Here is a 16813-nt window from a genome sequence, read left to right as displayed (position 1 = left end):
CGGGAGCGTGAACGTGACCCGTCCGCCGGGTTACCGACCGTGCGGGCGAGGGCAGCACCGCGTGCGCCCGGTAACCTTTGCGGAGTGTCGGTAACCCCTGCCCCCCGCCGTGTAGCCCTGCTCACCCTGGGCTGTGCCCGTAACGAGGTCGACTCCGAGGAGCTCGCCGCCCGTCTCGACGCCGGTGGCTGGCAGGTCAGCACGGACGCCGAGGGTGCCGACGTGGTCCTCGTCAACACCTGTGGCTTCGTCGAGAAGGCCAAGCAGGACTCCATCGAGACCCTGCTGGCCGCGGCGGACACCGGCGCGAAGGTGGTGGCGGCCGGCTGCATGGCCGAGCGGTACGGCAAGGAGCTCGCCCAGAGCCTGCCCGAGGCGCAGGCCGTGCTCGGCTTCGACGACTACACCGACATCTCCGCCCGGCTCGACGGCGTGCTCGCCGGCGAGCGGTTCGACGCGCACACCCCACGCGACCGCCGCGAGCTGCTGCCGCTGACCCCGGTCGCCCGGCAGGCCGCCAAGGTGGTCGTCCCCGGGCACGCCACCGTCGACGAGCACACCCCCGCGCACCTGCGGCAGGTGCTGCGCCGCCGCCTCGACAACGGCCCGGTGGCGAGCCTCAAGCTGGCCAGCGGCTGCGACCGGCGCTGCACTTTCTGCGCGATCCCCACCTTCCGGGGCGCGTTCGTCTCCCGTGACCCGCAGGAGCTGCTGGCCGAGGCCGAGTGGCTGGCCGGCACCGGCGTCCGCGAGCTGGTCCTGGTCAGCGAGAACAGCACCTCCTACGGCAAGGACCTGGGCGACCCCCGGGCGCTGGAGAAGCTGCTGCCGCAGCTCGCCGCGGTCGCCGGCATCGTCCGGGTCCGGGCCAGCTACCTGCAGCCCGCGGAGACCCGGCCGGGCCTGGTCGAGACCATCGCCACCACGCCCGGCGTCGCGGCCTACTACGACCTGTCGTTCCAGCACTCCAGCGAGCCGGTGCTGCGCCGGATGCGCCGGTTCGGCTCCACCGACCGCTTCCTGGACCTGCTGGCCTCGGCCCGCGCGCTGGCCCCCGAGGCGGGCGCGCGCAGCAACTTCATCGTCGGCTTCCCCGGCGAGACCAAGCAGGACGTCGACGAGCTGGTCCGGTTCCTGACCGAGGCCCGGCTCGACGCCATCGGCGTCTTCGACTACAGCGACGAGGACGGCACCGAGGCGGCCGAGCTGCCCGGCAAGATCCGCGAGGACACCATCAAGCGCCGGTACGGCCGGATCAGCGCCCTCGCCGACGAGCTGTGCGCCCAGCGCGCCGAGGACCGGCTGGGCTCGATCGTCGAGGTGCTGGTCGACACCGTCGCCGACGGCGAGATCGAGGGCCGCGCGGCGCACCAGGCGCCCGAGGTGGACGGCTCGACCATGCTGGTCGCCGGCGCCGAGGGCGCCGACGTGGCCGCGCTGCGCCCCGGCGACTTCGTCCGGGCCCGGGTCACCGGCACCGAGGGCGTCGACCTGGTCGCCGTGCCGATCGCCATGATCTCCGCGGCAGCGGTCGCGGCAGCGTCGTGACCGACGAGCGGGTGCCGGTGGCCGCGACGCGGCCGGTTTCGCTGTACAACCCGGCCAACCTGCTGACGGCCGCCCGCATCGTGCTCGTCCCCGTGTTCGTGGCCTTCGTGGTCGTCTCCGACATGGCCGACTCCGGCTGGCGGATCCTGGCCTGCCTGACCTTCATCGTGGCGTCCGCCACCGACTTCGCGGACGGCTGGATCGCCCGCCGCTACCAGCTGGTGACCTCGTTCGGCAAGGTCGCCGACCCGATCGCGGACAAGGCGCTGACCGGCAGCGCGCTGGTGCTGCTGTCGGCGTACGACCGGCTGTCGTGGTGGGTGACCGGGCTGATCCTGCTCCGGGAGTGGGGCGTGACGGCGCTGCGGTTCTGGGTGATCCGGTACGGCGTCATCCCGGCCAGCCGCGGCGGCAAGCTCAAGACGGCCCTGCAGATCGCCGCGATCGCCTTCTTCCTGTGGCCGGTCCCGGAGCCGTTCGACCTGGTCGGCACGTCCCTGATGGTGGCGGCCCTGATCGTGACCGTGGTGACCGGCGTCGACTACGTGTTCCAGGCGCTGCGGTTGCGCCGGCGCGCGCAGCAGGCCTGACCGTGCCGGCCGTGGCCGCGGTGGTGCGCGCGCTGGTCGAGCGGCACCAGACCCTGGCGGTCGCGGAGTCGCTGACCGGGGGACTGCTGGCCGCCACCCTCGTGGAGATCCCCGGGGTCAGCGCGGTGTTCCGGGGCGGCCTGGTGGTCTACGCCACCGACCTCAAGCACACCCTGGCCGGCGTGCCCCGGCAGCTGCTGGACGAGCGCGGGCCGGTCGATCCGGAGGTCGCGCTGGCGCTGGCCGCCGGCGTGCGGGAGCGCTGCGGCAGCGACTGGGGACTGGCCACCACCGGCGTCGCCGGCCCGGATCCGCAGGACGGCAAGCCGGTCGGCACGGTCTTCGTCGCGGTCGCCGGGCCGGGCGGGTCGGCCGTCCGCGAGCTCAGCCTGGCCGGCTCCCGGGCCGAGATCCGCTCGGCGAGTGTGATGTCCGCCCTGTCGCTGCTCGCCGCCCAGCTGCCCGGGCCGCCGCCGGGAATCGCGGGCTGACCAGCTGCGTTGCCCCGTACGGGTGAGTGGCCGGCGGGTGCCCGGCGCCCGTATCGGCAGCCCCGCGGGCAGCCGAGCGTTCCCGCCCGTCCCGCATTTCGGCGGGGCGGGATGTCGGTCCAGCCCGCAGCGGGTACGGTTGCGGGAAGCCTCCGGCGGTTGCCGGCGGCCCCGCCGCAGGAGGAGGTGCCATGGTCCTGCTACGCCGGGTTATCGGTGACGCACTTCGGGCGCGCCGGCAGGGTCAGCATCGCACGCTGCGTGAGGTGTCGACCGCCGCCAACGTCAGCCTGGGGTATCTCTCCGAGATCGAACGTGGCCAGAAGGAAGCGTCCAGCGAGCTGCTCTCCGCGATCTGCGAGGCACTGGGCGCGCGCTTGTCCGAGGTCCTGGGTGAGGTCAGCGGCACGCTTGCGCTCGCCGAGGGGATGGACGTGCTCGCTCCGCTCGAACCCCCGATCAAGGCTCCCCCGCTCAAGACCAGCCCGATCAAGTCCGCTCCGGGCAAGGCCGGCGAGGCTCCGGCCGTGCGCCAGGTGACCTCCGACGGGACGGTCTCCGTCTCCGTCCGGCAGGATTCGCCGCTCAAGGCGACCCTGCACGCGACCCGCAAGCGCGGCCGCGACATCGTCTACGCTGCCTGATTCTTCGCACCGCCCACTACGCGTTCCGGCGTCGCCGGAACGCGTATCGGCGCGTAGCCTCGATGTCGGGGGAACCCTCGCTAGACCCTGAGATCCCCCCGAGGTCACGTGACGCCGGTGGCGTGGGGCTGACACGATGGACTCCGCGCCATCGTGAAGACCCCTCGGTCCCGCGTCGGTGGCGCGTCCGACTGAGCGACATTGAGGGGATACCGCGGATATGGCGAACCCGTTCGTCAAGGGCTGGCGTTACATGATGGCGCTCTTCGGCGCGAAGATCGACGAGTACGCCGACCCCAAGGTGCAGATCCAGCAGGCCATCGAGGATGCCCAGCGTCAGCATCAGGCGCTCGTGCAACAGGCGGCGGCGGTGATCGGCAACCAGCGGCAGCTCGAGATGAAGCTGTCCCGGCAGATGTCCGAGGTCGAGAAGCTGCAGGGCATGGCACGCCAGGCCCTGGTGCTGGCCGACCGGGCCCGGGCCGGCGGTGACGAGTCCGAGGCGCAGAAGTACGAGTCGACCGCGCAGACCCTCGCCACCCAGCTGGTCTCCGGCGAGCAGTCGATGGAAGACCTCAAGACGCTGCACGACCAGGCGCTGTCGGCGGCCGGGCAGGCCCGCAAGGCGGTGGAGAACAACGCGATGGTGCTCCAGCAGCGCATCGCCGAGCGCTCCCGCCTGCTGAGCCAGCTCGAGCAGGCCAAGATGCAGGAGACGGTCGCCAAGTCGCTGGAGTCGATGTCGTCGCTCTCCGCGCCCGGCAACACCCCGTCCCTGGACGAGGTCCGCGACAAGATCGAGCAGCGGTACGCGAACGCGATGGGCCGCGCCGAGCTGGCGTCGAACTCCGTCGAGGGCCGGATGCTCGAGGTGCAGAAGTCGAGCCTCGACATGGCCGGCACGTCCCGGCTGGAGCAGATCCGGGCCAGCATGGCCGGCGAGCAGCTCGGTGGCGCCGCGGCCAAGCCGGCCGTGGAGGCGGGCAGCACCGCCGCCGCCCCGGCGACCGACCCGGCCAGTGTGGCGCGGCTCGACGAGATCAGGGCCAGCATGAACGCCAAGCGCGGGGACACCTCGGCCGCGGGCTGAGCACCCCGCTCCCGGGGAGGAGTGAACGGTGGACGAGCGGACCAGGTACTTCCGGCGGCTCAGGAAGCTGCGCGGCTCGGCGCGGCGCTGGAGCGTCGTCGGTGGTGGGCTGACCGCGGCCGCCGCCGTGCTCACCCCGTACGCGGGCATCGGACTCGCCGACGCGGCCTGGGCCGCGTCGGCGGGCGCCTCGGCGGCCCTGGCCTGGTGGCGCTGGAGCGACCACCGGGCGCTGGCCGCGATCCCGGCCCCGCCCGCCCCGCCGCCGGCCGTCCCCGGCCAGCGGCTGGTGGCCGCGGTCGAGCGGTTCCCGGCGGGCCGCCAGGTCCTCCAGGAGGTGCGCCGGCAGAAGGACCGCTACGCGCTGCGGGGCTCCGCCGTCGCCCAGGCCTGGGACAGGCTGGACCGGGCCGCCAGCACCCTCACCGGGCTGGCCGGCCGGCTCACCGGTCCCGGCGAGGCCGCGATGCTGGAGGCCGCGGTGGCCGAGCAGTGGCTGCGTGACCTCGGGCAGCGGGTGGCGAGCGTCGAGCGGGCCATCCCGCTCAGCCCGCCCGACCAGCGCCCCGGGATCGAGCACGCGCACGACAGCCTGGCGAAGCAGTTCACCGAGGGCGTGACGGCGTACGAGCGGCTGGTCGCGGCCGCGGCGAGTTACGTCGCCGAGGAGGGCCAACCGGCCTCGCCCCAGCACCCGGCGCTCGGCGGCCTGGTCGAGGCGACCGACCGCCTGCGCGGCATCGCCGAGGGCCTCTCCGAGCTGCGCCGCCCCGCGACCCCTGCTGCCTAGGACGGTGTGTCCGCGGGCCTGGGCTGGCAGCGCGGGCACCAGTAGGTGATCCGCTCCTCCCGGTCCTCCTTCTGGATGGCCGAGCCGCAGCGCCGGCACGGCTGGGCCCGCCGCCCGTAGACGTAGCTGGTCTGCCCCCGGCGCAGCGAGCCGGTGGTGGTCTGGGTCCAGCGACCCCGGTTCGACGCCACCAGCTTCTGCGCCAGGATCACCGTGCCCGCCAGGTCCGCCACCGCGGCCACCGGCGTCCACGGCCACAGCCCCCGCAGGAACAGCGTCTCCGCCTTGTAGAGGTTGCCCACCCCGGCCAGGTTGCGCTGGTCCAGCAGCGCCTCGCCGATCGGCACCTCCGGCCGGGCCGCGATCCGGCGGACCGCCTCCCGCGGGTCCCAGTCGGCGCCGAGCAGGTCCGGGCCCAGGTGGTCGAGGAGCTGGCCCTCCTCCGCGGTGGGCAGCAGCGCCACCTCGTGCAGGTGGTAGCCGACCGCCACCGACCGCTTGGTGCGCAGCACCACCCGGATCAGGTGGGCCGGCCGCCCGGCCCAGCGTTCACCCGGCGCGTACGCCCGCCAGGCGCCGTCCATCCGCAGGTGCGAGTGCAGGGTCATGGCCCGGTCGTCGTGGGTCAGGCGGAGCAGCAGGTGCTTGCCACGGCTCGCCGACTCAGCCACCGCCCAGCCGGTCAGGTCCGTCGTCGCCAGCTGCGGCACCCGGAAGTCCGAGCCGGTGAGCACGTCGCCCTGCAGTGCGCGTTCCAGGACGCGGGCGGTGTTCCAGACGGTGTCACCTTCGGGCATGCTGCTGATCCTGCCCCGCGGGGAGCAAGGCAACCATCGCCGGCTCGTCGAGCGTGGCGCCGTCGGCCTCCGCGGCGGCCCGGGTCACCGGATCGAGGGCCGCCGCCAGCGCTTGGTCCAGGGCTGCGGTGGTGACCGGGTCGGTGGCATCGGGCCGCAGACCACGGCGGGCACCGTGCCGGCGTACCGCGGCCAGCAGCGCCGCACCCCGCACCGGATCACCGGCGAGCGTGACCGCGTACGCGCCGGTGTGCAGGCAGGACAGCACGTTGCCGACGTCGTCCTCCTCGCGGAACCGGGTCAGCGCGGCGCTGACCGCTCGCAGCGCCGCGGCCGGATCGGAGTCGACCGGCGCCAGCCAGGCCCGGGCCAGCAGCAGCTCACTCATCGCGGCGATCCAGTTCTGGCCCAGGTCACCGGCGTGCGCGGTGGCGGTCCGGAGCACCCGGCGGCCCTCCTGGAGGTCACCGAGCCCGGTGAGCGCCGCGCCCAGTGCCATCTCGCCGGCCGGGGCGGCCCACCGCTCGCCGATCCGCAGGCTCACCGCGATGGACTCCCGGGCCAGCACCGCTGCGGCGGCGTGGTCGCCGCGCATCGTCCGGAGCAGGGCCTCGTAGTAGAGGATCTGGCTGAGCAGCCGCCGGCCGTCCTGGCTCTCCGGCTCGGTGAGCAGGGCTTTCGCCTGCCGGAGACACTCGGCGGCGCCGTGCACGTCCCCGGCGATGAACCGCAGGGTGCCGCAGGTGGCCAGCGCGAGCGCCCGGTCGGTCGCGGGTGCGCCGGGGGCCGCGGCCAGGGCGGCGGTCAGCAGTCGCAGCCCCTCGTCGACGTACCCGCCGCGATACCAGAACCATTCCAGCAGGCCCGCGGTGCGCAGCGCGGCAACCGGGTCTGCGGCCAGGTCGTGGGCGAGGGCGGCGCGCAGGTTCGGCACCTCCCGGTTGAGCACCCGGATGGCGTGCGCGGACCGTTCCCCGCGCAGCTCGGGCGCCGTCCGCTCGACCAGCGCACGGACCCAGGCGGCATGCCCGGCCCGGCTCTCGCCCGGCTCGGGATCGTGCTCCCGGCAGTACGCCCGGATGATCCCCAGCAGCCGGTAGCGGGTCGGCACGACGGTGGTGTCGGCGGCCACCACCGACCGGGTGACCAGCGACGACAACGCCTCCAGGCCGGAGCCGACCGCGGCCGCGGCCGCCATGGTGAACCCACCCTCGAACGGCCACAGCCGCAGCAGCAGCGCCCGGTCGCCGGCCGGCAACAGGTCGACACTCCACGCCACGGCCGCCTCCAGCGTGGCGTGCGGGGCCAGCGCCCCGCGCGGCACCCGGCCCAGCGCGGTGACCAGCCGGCGCGGCAGCGGGCCGCCCAGATCGACCCGCCCGCGGCCGGTGGCCACCTCGGTCGGTCCGAGAACCCGGCAGGTCAGCACGGGTGGATTTTACAAACGCAGGCCGGTTGCAGGCAGTCTGCAAGCCGACCCGGGCACCCTCGGGACTCGGCCCGAGGACGAGCTGCTCTGGCCGCTGCTGCTCGACCGGGTCGGGCTCCGCGCCGACCTGGTGCACCGGATGGAGGCCCAGCACGAGCGGCTGGCCGGCCTGCTCACCCGGATCGACGACCTGACCGCCCGCTGGCGGGCCCGGGCCGCCGCCGACGTCCGCGACGACCTGGCCGACGTGCTGGCCACGGCCTCGGGGGCGCTCGACGAACACCTCGCCGACGAGGAACGCGAGCTGCTCCCGCTGGTCTCCGAGTTCATCACCCCGGCCGAATGGAACGCGCTCAACGCCCGGGGCCGCGAGGCGATCCCGAAGAACAAGCTCGCCCTGGTCTTCGTCGGCGCGATCCTGGAGGAGGCGAGCCCCCGCGAGACGACGATGTTCCTGGCCCAGCTGCCGGCCCCGGCCCGGCTGCTGTGGCGGATGCTCGGCCCGCGCACGTACGCAAGATCACGGGACAGCATCCGCCGCGGATGACATCGAGCATGGTGATGGTGGGCACCCTGCCGGAGTGGCCACAGTGGACAGGACTGCCGTTCGACAGGTCGGCGGCGGTGGTGGTGCCGCAGGCGTTTCCGCAGCGGCCGGGGTCGCCGCGGGTCAGCGTTCGGCGACGCGGACGACGTCGCCGGTGCGGACCGAGAGCAGGACCACCGCGCGGCCGCCGTTCACCGCGATGGCCACCCGGCCCGCCGAGTCCTCGAAGACGATCATTTCGCCCTGGCCGGCTTCCGCGAACGTCTGGGCGCGCCGGGCCTTGACCCCGCCGACCACCAGTTCCGGGCTCAGCCCCGAGAGCGTGCTGCCCTCGGCGGCGAGCTGCACGTTGCCGAACCGGTCCACCGTGAGGACCTCGGCCTCCAGCCAGCCGTCGCCGACCGCGACGATCGGGTCGGGCAGCCTGACCAGGGTGTCCGGCGCGACCGCCGGCCCGGCCTCGCTCAGCGGCGCCCCGAGCGCGAGGTGTGCCGCGGCCGGCGAGAAGACGTCCCGGCCGTGGAAGGTGTGGGAGACGTCGCCGAGCAGCCAGTCCTTGTTGGTGATCTCGGCCACTTCGGTGATGCCGCCGAGCGCCTCGGCGCCCCAGATCAGCAGGCCGTTGTCCGGGCCGACCAGGATGCCGCCCGGAGTGCCGATCGCGACGCCGCGGCGCTCCGTGCCGACGCCCGGGTCCACCACCGCGACGTGCACGGACGGCGGCAGGTGCGGTGCGGTCTGTGCCAGCACCGCGGCGCCGCGCGGCACGTCAGCGGGCGGCACGTGGTGGGTGATGTCGTTGACGCGCACATCGGGAGCGATGCGCGCGATCACCCCGCGGCACGCGGCGGCGAAACCGTCGAAGGTGCCGTAGTCGGTGGTGAGGCTGATCCATGCATAGCCGCCCATGGTGGTCCAGGTTACTGCCCCGGCACGCTCCGTGCCCGGCGCCCGGCCGGGCGCGTCGCGACCGTCTGGCAATGTTGATCTATGCGTCTTGTCATCTTCACCGAACCCAGCAGGGTGCTTCCCACGACGACCTGCGGCGGGTCGCCCAGCTCGCGGAGCAGACCGGGTACGACGGCTTCTTCCGCTCCGACCACTTTGTCGCGATGGGCGGGGACGGCCTGCCCGGCCCGACCGACGCCTGGCTGACCCTGGCGGCGCTGGCCGTGCAGACCTCCAGGATCCGGCTCGGCACGCTGGTGACCTCGGCGACGTTCCGCCTGCCGGGCCCGCTGGCGATCGGCGTGGCCCAGGTCGACGCGATGAGTGCGGGCCGGGTCGAGCTGGGGCTGGGCGGCGGCTGGTTCGAGCAGGAGCATTCCGCGTACGGGATCCCCTTCCCGCCGCTCGGCGAACGTTTCGACCGGCTCGAGGAGCAGCTGGAGATCATCGACGGGCTGTGGCGGACGCCGGCGGGGGAGCGGTACAGCTTCGTGGGCAAGCACTATCAGGTGGTGGACTCGCCGGCCCTGCCGAAGCCGGTCCAGTCGCCCCGTCCGCCGATCATCGTGGGCGGCGCGGGCAAGAAGCGCACCCCGGCCCTGGCGGCCCAATACGCCGACGAGTTCAACGCCCCGTTCGCGAAGGTGGCGGACCTGCCGGCGATGTTCGACCGGGTGCGCGCGGCCGGCGAGCGGATCGGCCGGGACCGGCCGCCGGTCTTCTCGGCGGCGGCGGTGCTCTGCGTGGGCCGCGACGACGCCGAGGTGCGGCGCCGGGCGGCGGCGATCGGCCGGGACGTGCAGGAGATGCGCGGCAACGGCGGTGTGGTCGGCACGCCGGACCAGGCGGTGGAGATCCTCGGCAGGTACGCGGAGTCCGGAGTGTCCCGGATGTACCTGCAGACCCTGGACCTGAGCGACCTGCACCACGTGGAACTGGTCGCCACCGCGGTCGCGCCGCAGCTGGTCTGACCCGCCGCGGCGGACCTTGTGGCGGTTTGCCCCTGGTGGGGACGGTCCAGGTGGTGGCGGAGGTGAGGTGTCCGGGTCGGGGGCCTAAAGTCTGTTGCGTGGAGATTGTCACCGCGCGACTGGCTTTGCGCCGGCCCGGGCACGCCGACCTCACCGCGCTCACCGCGATCCACCGCGATCCCGAGGCCTGCCGGCACAACCCGTCGGACCTGCTCGCCACCGACGCGGACGCCGAGCACCTCTTCGGCCGCTGGGACGAGCACTGGCGCCGGCACGGCTTCGGCTACTGGGTCGTCGAGTCCCACGAGCACGAGATCCTGGGCTTCGCGGGGGTGAAGGTGGTCCGCTTCCGCGAGACGGAAGCGCTGAACCTCTTCTACCGCCTCGACCCGGCGGCCTGGGGCGTCGGCATTGCCACCGAAGCTGCCACGGCCGTGGTCTCCTGGGCCGGCCGGCACCTGCCGGAATGGCCGATCATCGCCCGGGTCCGCCCGGACAACGTGGCTTCCCAGAAGGTGGCCCAGCGCGCCGGCCTGACCCGCGCGGAACACCTGGACGACCTCGGCGAGGACGGCCTCGACTGGCTCTTCACCATCCGCTGGCCCGGCACAACCCCCACCGCCCGCCCCTGACCCGCCCGCGTCAACCGCGCAGCCGGAGCCCCCTGGGCGTGGCCCGGAATCCCGCACCCGTCAACGCGTCCCGCAGCGGGGACGAGTGCACCGACTCCCCGTCCGCCCGTTCCACCGACATCGCTCCCAGCGCCCCCGAGCGCACCGATCCCGCCAGCGCCTGCCCCGCCGCCGTCAGCGCCTCCACGTCGTCCAGATAGGACAGCAGCGTCTTCCCGCCGCGTTCGACGTACAGGATCAGGTCGCCGCCGACCAGGACCACCAGGGCGCCGGCCTTGCGGCCCGCGCGGTGGCCGGTTGCCGGGGTGGTTTCGCCGTTGCCGCTGTCCACCACCCGTTCCGGCCAGGGCAGCGCCGCCCCGTACGGGTTGGCCGGGTCTGTCGCGGCCAGCACCACCGCGGATGCGCCCGTGCGTTTCGCCAGCTCGGCCGGCTCCGCCAGGGCGCGCAGCCGGTCGACCGCGCCGGGCACCGCGAACTGTGCCGCCCCAAGGCCCTCCACGAAGTAGCCGCGCCGGGCCGCGCCCCGCTCCTCCAGCGCGCCGAGCACCGGGTACACCGCCGCGAAGCCGCCGGTGACGCCCTCGGCCATCACCGCGCCGCGGGTCACCACCCCGTGCCGTTCCAGCAGCAGGTCGGCCAGGGCCGCCGCGCGCCGGGTCGGGTCGAGGTCGCGCTCCGGCAGACGGGACCAGCGGCCCGCCATCATCAGCGGTCCCGAGCGGGCCGGCATCTGCGGGCGGCCGGGCCGGCGGTAGCGGGTGCGGGCCGGCGCCGCCTTCGCCCGGTGTGCGCCGCTGCTGCCGAGCAGGGCGCGCAGCGGGGCGAACGTGTCGTTGGTGAGGTGGCCCGCCCAGACCAGCTCCCAGACCGTCGCCGCCAGGGCGGTGTCGTCGGTGGCGCCGATCCGGTCGGACAGGTTACGGAAGAACAGCGCCTGGCCGTCCGCGAGGGTGTCGAGCACCGCCTGGTGCTGCGCGGTGAGCACGAGCCCGTCGTCGGGTGGTGGCAGCAGCAGCGGCGCGCTGTCGGCGTATGCCAGGGTCACCCAGCCGTCGCCGCCCGGGATGGAGCCGGAGCCCGCCCACAGCACCTCGCCGCTCGCGCAGAGCTCGTCGAGCTGCGGGGGCGCGAAGTCGGCCACCCGGGCCGGCAGGATCAGCCGTTCCCAGGCCGAGGCCGGCACGGCCACCGCCTGCAGCTGCTCGATCGCGGCGGCCAGCGCGTCCACGCCGCGGGCGTTGCCGCCGATCTGGTGCCAGCGGGGCAGGAACGCGGCGAGCACCCGCGGCGGCACCGGCTCGATCTCCCGGCGCAGCGCGGCCAGGGAACGCCGCCGCAGCATGCGCAGCACCTCGGCGTCGCACCACTCGGTGCCGGCGCCGCCCGGGGAGAACTCGCCGGAGACCACCCGGCCGGTGGCGCTGAGCCGCTTGAGGGCCTGCTCGACGACAAAGACGCCGAGCCCGAACCGGGCGGCGCAGGTGGCCGCCGCGAACGGGCCGTGGGTGCGGGCGTACCGGGCGACCAGGTCGCCGAGGGGGTCGGCGACCGGCTCGAGGTAGGCCTCGGCGACGCCGACCGGCAGGGCCACGCCGAGCGCGTCGCGGAAGCGGCCGGCGTCCTCGACGCCGATCCAGCGGTCCTCGCCGGCGACCCGCACCTGGATGGCCCGGCGGCTGGCCTGCAGGGTCGCTAGCCAGTCGAGGTCGACGCCGCGGGCGGTGAGGTCGGCCGCGGACAGGTCGCCGAGCAGCCGGAGCAGCTCGGCGGCGTCCTCCGCGTCGCGCGGGCTGCGGGCGGCGGTGAGCCACTGCAGCTGGGACTCGCTCCCGGTCACCACCGTCGGGTCGAGCAGCTCGCGCAGGTCGACCCGGCCGAGCAGCTCACCGAGCAGCGTCGAATCCAGCGCGAGCGCCGCGGCGCGCCGCTCGGCCAGCGGCGCGTCGCCCTCGTAGAGGAACGCGCCGACGTAACCGAACAGCAGCGAGCGGGCGAACGGCGAGGGCCGCGGCGTCTCGGCCTCGACCAGCCGGACCTTGCGCCCGGCGATCTCGCGCATGAGCCCGACCAGGCCCGGCACGTCGAAGACGTCCTGCAGGCACTCGCGGGCCGCCTCCAGGGTCACCGGGAAGTCGGCGAACTCCCGGGCCACGTCGAGCAGCTGGGCCGAGCGCTGCCGCTGCTGCCAGAGCGGCTGGCGGCGGCGCGGGTCGCGGCGGGGCAGCAGCAGCGACCGCGCGGCGCACTCGCGGAACCGGGCGGCGAACAGCGCCGACGTGCCCACGGACTCCTCGACGAGCTGGGAGATCTCGTCGGGGTCGAAGGCGACCAGCTCCGCGCCGGGCGGCTCCTCGGCGGTGTCCGGCAGCCGGATCACGATGCCGTCGTCGGAGGGCATGACCTGGCCGTCGACGCCGTATCGCTCGCTGAGCCGGCGGGCGATGGCCAGCGACCAGGGCGCGTTGACCCGGGCGCCCAGGACACAGTGCACGGTCATCCGCCAGTCGCCCAGCTCGTCGCGGAAGCGCTCGACCACGATGGTCCGGTCGTCGGGCAGGTTGCGGGTGGACTCGCGCTGCTCGCGCAGGTAGGCCACCAGGTTGTCGGCCGCCCACTCGTCCAGCCCGGAGGCGCGCAGCGAGGTGATCGCGTCGGTGTCGCCGGCCCGGGTCAGCGAGCGCAGCCGGGCGCCGATGGCGCGGCCCAGCTCGATCGGGCGGCCCATGGCGTCGCCCTTCCAGAACGGCATCCGGGCCGGCGCGCCCGGCGCGGGGGAGACCAGCACCCGGTCGGGGGTGATGTCCTCGATCCGCCAGGAGGTCGAGCCGAGCAGGAAGACGTCGCCGACCCGGGACTCGTAGACCATCTCCTCGTCGAGCTCGCCCACCCGCGACGCCTTCCCGGAGCCGGCCAGGAAGACACCGAACATGCCGCGGTCGGGGATGGTGCCGCCGCTGGTGACGGCCAGCCGCTGGGCGCCGGGCCGGCCGGTGAGCTCGTCGGTGGTGCGGTCCCAGACCAGCCGGGGGCGCAGCTCGGCGAACGCGGTCGACGGGTAGCGACCGGACAGCATGTCGAGCACCGCGTGCAGCGCGGAATCGGGCAGCTCCGCGTACGGCGCGGCGCGGCGGACCAGCGCGGCCAGCTCGTCGACCTGCCAGACGTCCAGCGCGACCATGGCGACGATCTGCTGGGCGAGCACGTCGAGCGGGTTGCGGGGATAGCGCAGCTCCTCGATCGCGCCGTCGCTCATCCGCTCGGCGACCACCGCGCAGCTGACCAGGTCGCCGCGGTGCTTGGGGAACACCACGCCGCGGGAGACGGCCCCCACCTGGTGCCCGGCACGGCCGATGCGCTGCAGCCCGGCCGACACCGAGGGCGGCGCCTCGATCTGCACCACCAGGTCGACCGCGCCCATGTCGATGCCCAGCTCCAGGCTGGAGGTGGCGACCACGGCCGGCAGCCGGCCGGACTTGAGCGCCTCCTCGATCTGCTTGCGTTCCTCGCGGGAGACGCTGCCGTGGTGGGCGCGGGCGACGACCGGCGCCGCGCCGGCGGCGATCGGCGACTGGGCCATCAGCGCGGCCGGGGCGCGCGGGTCCTGCTCGACCACGGCCTCGGCGGCCAGCTCGTTGATCCGGGCGCAGAGCCGCTCGGCGCCGCGCCGCGAGTTGGTGAACACGATCGTGGAGCGGTGCTGCTGGATCAGCGCGAGCACACGCTCCTCGACGGCGGGCCAGATCGACGGGGTGCGCCGGGCCGCGCCCGGGTCGTCCAGGTCGTTCTCGGGCACCTCGTCGAGCCGGGTCATGTCCTCGACCGGGACCTGCACCGAGACCTCGATCGTCTTGCTGCTGCGGGGCTGGACGATCTCGACGTCGCCGGCGCCGCCGAGGAACCGGGCGGTCTCGTCGATCGGGCGCACGGTCGCGGAGAGCCCGACCCGCTGCGCCGGCCGGCCCAGCATCGCGTCGAGGCGTTCCAGCGAGAGTGCCAGGTGTGCGCCGCGCTTGGTGGCCGCGACCGCGTGCACCTCGTCGATGATCACCGTCTCGACGCCCTGCAACGACTCCCGGGCGGCGGAGGTGAGCAGCAGGAACAGCGACTCCGGCGTGGTGATCAGGATGTCCGGCGGGGTGCGGGCGAAGGCCCGGCGCTCGTCGGCCGGGGTGTCGCCGGTGCGCATGCCGACGGTGATGTCCGGCGGTGGCAGGCCGAGCCGGCCGGAGGCCTGCCGGATGCCGGTGAGCGGGGCCCGCAGGTTGCGCTCGACGTCGACGGCCAGCGCCTTGAGCGGGCTGATGTAGAGCACCCGGCACCGGTGCCGGGGCTCGGCGGGCACCGGCTCGTGGGCCAGCCGGTCGAGCGACCAGAGGAACGCGGCCAGCGTCTTGCCCGAACCGGTGGGCGCGACCACCAGCGCGTTGCGCCCGGCCCCGATCGACCGCCAGGCCCCGGCCTGCGCGGCCGTGGGCGCGGCGAAGGCGGCCCGGAACCACTCCCTGGTGGCGAGGCCGAACTGCTCCAGCACGTCTGACACAGGTCCATGGTGCCCCGCAGGTACGACAGAAATCGGGGACCAGCGGAAACATCCGCGCGGGCGACGGTTCCGAAGCACCGGTGACGGGGACGCCGCAAGATCGGTATCAATGGGACGTTGGAGCAGACGATGGGCACTCGCCAGGCACTTTCCGGTGGCCGGACGGACCATGGTGCACGACAGTGACGTGCGGCACATTGATGTGCGCAGAGCGTATGCATCGATGGCCGCCACCGCCGATGCCGAGCAGGCTCCACGAAACAGGAGGCACCGTGTCATACCGCCTCGGTAGCGCAGCGGCCGTCCTCGCCGCGCTGGCGACCGTCGTCCTCTCCGCGACCCCGGCCCGGGCGGCCGCCGACGGCTACGTCCGGCTCGCCCACCTCTCGCCGGACACCCCCGCGGTCGACGTGTACCTGAAGTCCGACTCCGGCAAGGTCAAGGACCAGAAGTTCGACGGGGTCGCGTACGGCGCCATGTCCGACTACCTGCGCCTGCCCACCGGCACGTACTCGGTGGCGATGCGCAAGGCCGGCGCCGCCGCGAGCACCCCGCCGGTGCTGACCACGCAGGTGACGGTGGCCGACGGCGCGGCGTACACGGTGGCCGGGGTGGGCCGCTACGCCGACCTGGGCCTGCGCGTGCTCAAGGACGATCTCGCCCTGCCGGGAGCCGGGGAGTCCAAGATCCGGATCATCCAGGCCTCGGTGCGCGCCCCGGTGCTCGACGTCGGCGGCGCCAACGGCAAGAAGATCGCCGACGGCGTCCAGTTCGCCACGACCACCGACTACCGCGAGGTCAACCCGGGCAAGTGGACCGTCCGGGTCAAGCCCACCGGCGGCGGTGACACCAGCGACCTGCCGTGCACGCTCGGCGCCGGCAACGTGTACTCGCTGCTGGTGCTCGACGACAAGAAGGGCGGCCTGAAGCCGCAGCTGCACATCGACGCGGCCCGGCAGGGCGGCGTGCCGCAGGGTGGGGTGGCCACCGGCGCCGGCGGCACCCAGCCCCGCTCCGAGCTGCCGATGGCGCTGCTGCTCGCCGGGGCCGCGGCGGCGGTGACGGGCGGTGCGCTGGTCGCGCTCCGGCGCCGTCCCCGGGCCGCCTGACGGCGTGCCGCAAGAGCCGACGGTACGGCGCAAAGCCGGCCTCCTCCTGCCCGTGCTGGTCTCGGCGCTGGTGGCGATCGCGGTCGCCACCGGCTACCTGCTGATCCGCGAACCGCGTGGCACCGACGACCTGGGCCGCTGGGCCGGCGCCGCGACGGCTGTTTCGGCGAGCCCGGCTCCATCCGAGGACATGGAGGGTGCGCCGAACCCGTTCCGTACCGTTCCGGCGGACCTCAGCGGCCCGCCCACCCGCCTGCGGGTCAAGGCGATCGGGGTGGACACCGCGCTGGAGACGCTGACGCTGGGCCCGGACGGCGAGCTGCGGCCGCCGCGGACCAACCACCGCGCCGGCTGGTACGCCGACGGCACCGCCCCCGGCGACGTGGGCCCGGCGGTGCTGGCCGGGCACGTCGACTCCAAGCGCGGCCCGGCCGTCTTCTACCGGCTGCGCGAGCTCACCACCGGGGACCGGATCGAGGTGACCCGCGGTGGTCGCACGGTCACGTTCACCGTCACCTCGACGGCCTGGTACCCGAAGAAGGCGTTCCCCACCGAGCAGGTCTACGGGCCCACCCCGGACCGGCAGCTGCGGTTGATCACGTGTGGCGGGGTCTTCGACCGGACTCTGCGGTCGTACCAGGACAACCTGGTGGTCTACGCGGTGGCCGGGTGATCGGCGTTCCG

Annotated in this window: 14 protein-coding genes and 1 pseudogene; 11 read left to right on the top strand and 4 right to left on the bottom strand. The window is 74.4% G+C overall.

Translation table 11 applies throughout. The annotated features are described in order from the left end of the window. The first annotated feature begins 84 nt into the window (after window positions 1–84). The 6 genes from rimO (at window position 85) to ACIBQZ_RS25360 (ending at window position 5153) form a co-directional block, all read left to right on the top strand. On the top strand, window positions 85–1548 hold the full coding sequence (gene rimO, locus ACIBQZ_RS25385; protein ID WP_396091253.1) for a 30S ribosomal protein S12 methylthiotransferase RimO: 1464 nt from the start codon (window positions 85–87) through the stop codon (window positions 1546–1548). Then, complete coding sequence (gene pgsA / locus ACIBQZ_RS25380; protein ID WP_396091252.1) at window positions 1545–2138, top strand: CDP-diacylglycerol--glycerol-3-phosphate 3-phosphatidyltransferase; 594 nt, start codon at window positions 1545–1547, stop codon at window positions 2136–2138. Before rimO ends, pgsA begins: the two co-directional genes overlap by 4 nt. Before the next feature lie 11 nt (window positions 2139–2149). Next, a complete protein-coding gene (locus tag ACIBQZ_RS25375; RefSeq protein ID WP_396091251.1) occupies window positions 2150–2629 on the top strand; it encodes a CinA family protein in 480 nt (159 codons plus the stop codon). Window positions 2630–2820: 191 nt separating this feature from the next. Further along, window positions 2821–3273 (top strand): helix-turn-helix domain-containing protein, encoded by a 453-nt coding sequence (locus ACIBQZ_RS25370; RefSeq protein ID WP_396091250.1) that lies wholly within the window; start codon window positions 2821–2823, stop codon window positions 3271–3273. A gap of 220 nt (window positions 3274–3493) precedes the next feature. Then, complete coding sequence (locus tag ACIBQZ_RS25365; protein WP_396091249.1) at window positions 3494–4363, top strand: PspA/IM30 family protein; 870 nt, start codon at window positions 3494–3496, stop codon at window positions 4361–4363. A 28-nt stretch (window positions 4364–4391) separates the two neighbouring features. Continuing rightward, window positions 4392–5153, top strand: a complete 762-nt coding sequence (locus ACIBQZ_RS25360; protein WP_396091248.1) for a hypothetical protein — start codon at window positions 4392–4394, stop codon at window positions 5151–5153. On the opposite strand, the gene ACIBQZ_RS25355 is transcribed toward ACIBQZ_RS25360, so the two are convergent. Both ACIBQZ_RS25355 and ACIBQZ_RS25350 read right to left on the bottom strand, forming a co-directional pair. Then, window positions 5150–5950 carry a DNA-formamidopyrimidine glycosylase family protein gene (locus ACIBQZ_RS25355; protein WP_396091247.1) on the bottom strand — a complete coding sequence of 267 codons (801 nt, stop codon included), beginning with the start codon at window positions 5948–5950 and terminating at the stop codon, window positions 5150–5152. The two genes, ACIBQZ_RS25360 and ACIBQZ_RS25355, sit on opposite strands and share 4 nt — an antisense overlap. Next, on the bottom strand, window positions 5937–7379 hold the full coding sequence (locus tag ACIBQZ_RS25350; RefSeq protein WP_396091318.1) for a hypothetical protein: 1443 nt from the start codon (window positions 7377–7379) through the stop codon (window positions 5937–5939). Before ACIBQZ_RS25350 ends, ACIBQZ_RS25355 begins: the two co-directional genes overlap by 14 nt. On the opposite strand from ACIBQZ_RS25350, the gene ACIBQZ_RS25345 reads away from it, so the two are divergent. Then, window positions 7288–7926, top strand: a complete 639-nt coding sequence (locus ACIBQZ_RS25345; protein ID WP_396091246.1) for a hemerythrin domain-containing protein — start codon at window positions 7288–7290, stop codon at window positions 7924–7926. The two genes, ACIBQZ_RS25350 and ACIBQZ_RS25345, sit on opposite strands and share 92 nt — an antisense overlap. A gap of 123 nt (window positions 7927–8049) precedes the next feature. Here ACIBQZ_RS25345 and ACIBQZ_RS25340 read toward each other — a convergent pair whose 3' ends face one another. After that, complete coding sequence (locus ACIBQZ_RS25340; protein WP_396091245.1) at window positions 8050–8835, bottom strand: S-adenosyl-l-methionine hydroxide adenosyltransferase family protein; 786 nt, start codon at window positions 8833–8835, stop codon at window positions 8050–8052. 81 nt (window positions 8836–8916) lie between these two features. On the opposite strand from ACIBQZ_RS25340, the pseudogene ACIBQZ_RS25335 reads away from it, so the two are divergent. Together ACIBQZ_RS25335 and ACIBQZ_RS25330 are read left to right on the top strand one after the other, a co-directional pair. Beyond that, window positions 8917–9845: pseudogene (locus tag ACIBQZ_RS25335) on the top strand (LLM class F420-dependent oxidoreductase). 98 nt (window positions 9846–9943) lie between these two features. Further along, window positions 9944–10477: a GNAT family N-acetyltransferase gene (locus tag ACIBQZ_RS25330; RefSeq protein WP_396091244.1), complete on the top strand. Its 534-nt coding sequence runs from the start codon at window positions 9944–9946 to the stop codon at window positions 10475–10477. A 10-nt stretch (window positions 10478–10487) separates the two neighbouring features. Here the strand turns inward: ACIBQZ_RS25330 and ACIBQZ_RS25325 are convergent, their stop codons facing one another. After that, window positions 10488–15011 (bottom strand): ATP-dependent helicase, encoded by a 4524-nt coding sequence (locus ACIBQZ_RS25325; RefSeq protein ID WP_396091311.1) that lies wholly within the window; start codon window positions 15009–15011, stop codon window positions 10488–10490. Window positions 15012–15292: 281 nt separating this feature from the next. Between ACIBQZ_RS25325 and ACIBQZ_RS25320 the strand changes: the two genes are divergently transcribed. Then, window positions 15293–16129, top strand: coding sequence for a DUF4397 domain-containing protein (locus ACIBQZ_RS25320; RefSeq protein ID WP_396091243.1), 837 nt, complete (start codon window positions 15293–15295; stop codon window positions 16127–16129). A 4-nt stretch (window positions 16130–16133) separates the two neighbouring features. Beyond that, window positions 16134–16802, top strand: coding sequence for a class F sortase (locus ACIBQZ_RS25315; RefSeq protein WP_396091242.1), 669 nt, complete (start codon window positions 16134–16136; stop codon window positions 16800–16802). The last annotated feature ends 11 nt before the right edge of the window (window positions 16803–16813 follow it).

It is taken from the genome of Actinoplanes sp. NPDC049599 (genome assembly GCF_044465625.1).
GTDB lineage: Bacteria > Actinomycetota > Actinomycetes > Mycobacteriales > Micromonosporaceae > Actinoplanes.
The sequence above is the reverse complement of the archived record's forward strand: the minus strand, read 5'-3'. Positions and strand labels throughout refer to the sequence as shown.

Excerpts from the sequence above, each read along its gene's own strand:
- ACIBQZ_RS25370 (WP_396091250.1), top strand. The coding sequence starts at position 2,821 with ATGGTCCTGCTACGCCGGGTTATCGGTGACGCACTTCGGGCGCGCCGG.
- ACIBQZ_RS25340 (WP_396091245.1), bottom strand. The coding sequence starts at position 8,835 with ATGGGCGGCTATGCATGGATCAGCCTCACCACCGACTACGGCACCTTC.
- ACIBQZ_RS25355 (WP_396091247.1), bottom strand. The coding sequence starts at position 5,950 with ATGCCCGAAGGTGACACCGTCTGGAACACCGCCCGCGTCCTGGAACGC.
- ACIBQZ_RS25365 (WP_396091249.1), top strand. The coding sequence starts at position 3,494 with ATGGCGAACCCGTTCGTCAAGGGCTGGCGTTACATGATGGCGCTCTTC.